Below are 665 nucleotides of genomic sequence, written 5' to 3' on the forward strand. Positions count from 1 at the left end.
GACCCGCGCGCGCTCGGCCTCACCTCCCGCCATCTCGCCTACGTGATCTACACCTCGGGATCCACAGGCACGCCCAAGGGCGTCATGGTCGAGCATGCTCAGATCGTTCGTTTGTTCGAGGCGACGCAGGAATGGTATGGTTTCACTGAACAGGACGTATGGTGCCTGTTCCATTCCTTCTCGTTCGACTTCTCAGTGTGGGAGTTGTGGGGCGCACTGCGTTATGGCGGTCGTTTGATTCTTGTGCCGAGCGACACCGCTCGCTCTGCTCCTGACTTCGATGATCTCATCTGCAAGTCCGGCGTTACAGTTCTGAATCAGACCCCTTCGGCTTTTAAAGCTCTTGTGGATCTGGAGCGTCAGAGCGCTGCTCGAAACCGCCTTCGCTACGTTATTTTTGGTGGAGAGGCTCTGGAGCCATCCATTCTGAAGCCGTGGTATGCAAGGCATTCAGATCGCGCCCCACAACTGATCAACATGTACGGTATTACGGAAACGACCGTGCATGTCACCTATCGGTCTCTTGATCAGTCTGACACCACCGATTCGGGCAGTCAGATCGGAAGGCGCATTCCCGATCTTCGGATCTATCTGCTGGACGGTCATGGGGCGCCGGTGCCGTTCGGGGCGGTGGGGGAGCTCTGCATCGGCGGGGCGGGGGTGGC

1 protein-coding gene is annotated in these 665 nt (G+C 58.2%); it reads left to right on the top strand.

Features of this window, described 5'->3' with window-relative positions:
* A partial coding sequence (locus AAFX91_RS42255; protein ID WP_394570421.1) for an AMP-binding protein occupies window positions 1-665 on the top strand: 665 nt, incomplete at both ends.

The organism is Bradyrhizobium sp. 31Argb, from assembly GCF_043638955.1.
Classification (GTDB): domain Bacteria; phylum Pseudomonadota; class Alphaproteobacteria; order Rhizobiales; family Xanthobacteraceae; genus Bradyrhizobium.